Genomic DNA, 1849 nt, shown 5'->3' on the forward strand with positions numbered 1-1849 from the left:
GTGGTGATCGCGGTCTTGTTCTTCTCCAGCGCGTCCAGGTCACCCGTGAACTGCGGAATCGTGCACGGATTGATCGGTACGTGGTCGGTCACTTCGTCCCCACCCCCGGAAGGTCGATGTTCAGTCGGCGGATCCGGTGACGGCGGCGACGATCTCCCCGATGAGCCTGGCCGCCTTCAGCTCGTCGAGCTCGGCCAGGCCCGCTTCCTTCAGCTCGGTCTCGGTGGCGGGGATCGCGTCCGTCGGCTCCCAGCGCAGCTCGCGGCTGAACAGCTCGTCCTTCTGCTCGCCGCGCAACGCCCGCCGCCTGAGGAGGGGGCCCTGGCCGTCCTCCGCGGTGTAGTAGACGATCCGGCCGTCGGCGTCGAGCGCGTCGAGGACGGCATCGCCGAGCAGGGCGACGGGCGGGTTGCCGAGGTAGCCCGCCAGGGCGCCGAGACGGAAGCTCACGCCCGTCAGATCGAGAGCCCCGGAGTTGTCCCGTACGAACTCGCCGCCCCGCTCGTAGAAGAGGATCAGCGGCTCGTAGAGGTCGGGGAGGTCCGAGAAGGCATCCGGGTTCTGCGCCCGGAGCGCCGCCAGGCGGATCGCGCCGGAACAGGTGTTCCGTACCTCTCCGTTGGGGAGGCGCTTGAGGAATTCCGCGAGTTCGGAGTCCTGTTCCGGGGCGAGCCGGAATTCGGGGTCCACGTACGTGGCGATGTCGAAGAACGGCCAGACGCCCTCGGCTTCCGCGTACGCCCGCGACCACACGGCCGCCCGCCGGAGGTATTCACGGAAGAGGATCCGGCGCGACTTGACGTGCCCGAACGCGAAGTCCCAGTCACCCGCCCACTCCACGGCGCGGAGACGGTTCAGCACGGCCGATGCCGTAGGAGCGGTCACTTGAGCTCGATTCCCTTCGCGCGCAGCTCGTCCTTCAGAGCCGCCACCACTTCGTCGATGTTGGACAGGTCGGACGCCAGATCGACCTCAGGAACGTCGAACCCCGCCCTTTCCCACTGGCTGAATCCGCCCCTGCGCTCGTTCACCGCGAGGTCGTGCGCGCCGGCGTCACGAGGGCTGCCGGGGAAGTCGCGATAGTACTCGATCGGGCCGTCGCCGTTCTGGAACGACTCCCACAGGTGCGGGGCGTCGACGGTGTAGGGCAGGCCCGCCTCCATCAGCTGGCTCTCGACGTATTCGTGCCCGATGTACCGCTGGAACTTCGTCGCCTCGTCAGGGGTCAGCTCGCGCCTGCTCGCGGCTTCCCAGATCTCCGCGATGTCGCTGCGCGGCGTGAAGTAGCCGTGCCTGGAGAGGGCGGGTCCCTCGGGTACCACGTGCTCGGTGAGGAAGAAGTGGGTGCGGACACGGTCCAGTACCGTCGGGCTGATCCCGGTGTTGTCGGAGATGGCCCCGATGTTCAGGCTCTCCGGGTCGGCCCGGACACCGTCGTAGAACTCCGCCGCCTTGACGTGCTCGGCGGTGGGCTCCTCGATGTAGCGCCCACCGTCCGGCCGGGGCTCGGACCCGCCGGGGAGGATCCCCTCGTCGGCGCCGCCGTGGGGGCCGTCGGGGAGGGAGCCGCCGCCCGGGCCTTCGCCCTGGTGCGGGACCGTCGGGCCGTCTCCGTGGCCGCCGCCGCCCGTGCCCGGGCCGTCGCCGTGGCCGCCCGTGGACGGGCCGTCGCCGTGGCCGCCCGTGGAGGGGGTGTCCGTGTGGCCGCCGGTGGGGGTGGTGTCCGTGCCGCCGTGGCCCGGGGTCGGGCCGTTGCCGCCGGGGTCGGTGTGGCTGTTGTGCGGGGTGTTGTCCGCCATGCCGCCCGGGGTGTGGGACGTGCCGCCGCCCGGGGTGTGGGACGTGCCGC

The 1849-nt window shown here is 70.9% G+C and carries 1 protein-coding gene and 1 pseudogene; both read right to left on the reverse strand.

The features are described from left to right. Window positions 1-120 precede the first annotated feature (120 nt). Entirely contained in the window at window positions 121-861 is a 741-nt protein-coding gene (locus AB0F18_RS39175) for a hypothetical protein (RefSeq protein WP_362070308.1), read from the reverse strand. A gap of 20 nt (window positions 862-881) precedes the next feature. Continuing rightward, window positions 882-1849, reverse strand: a pseudogene (locus AB0F18_RS39180) (hypothetical protein); the annotation flags it as partial.

The organism is Streptomyces sp. NPDC029216, assembly GCF_040648015.1.
Taxonomy (GTDB): domain Bacteria; phylum Actinomycetota; class Actinomycetes; order Streptomycetales; family Streptomycetaceae; genus Streptomyces.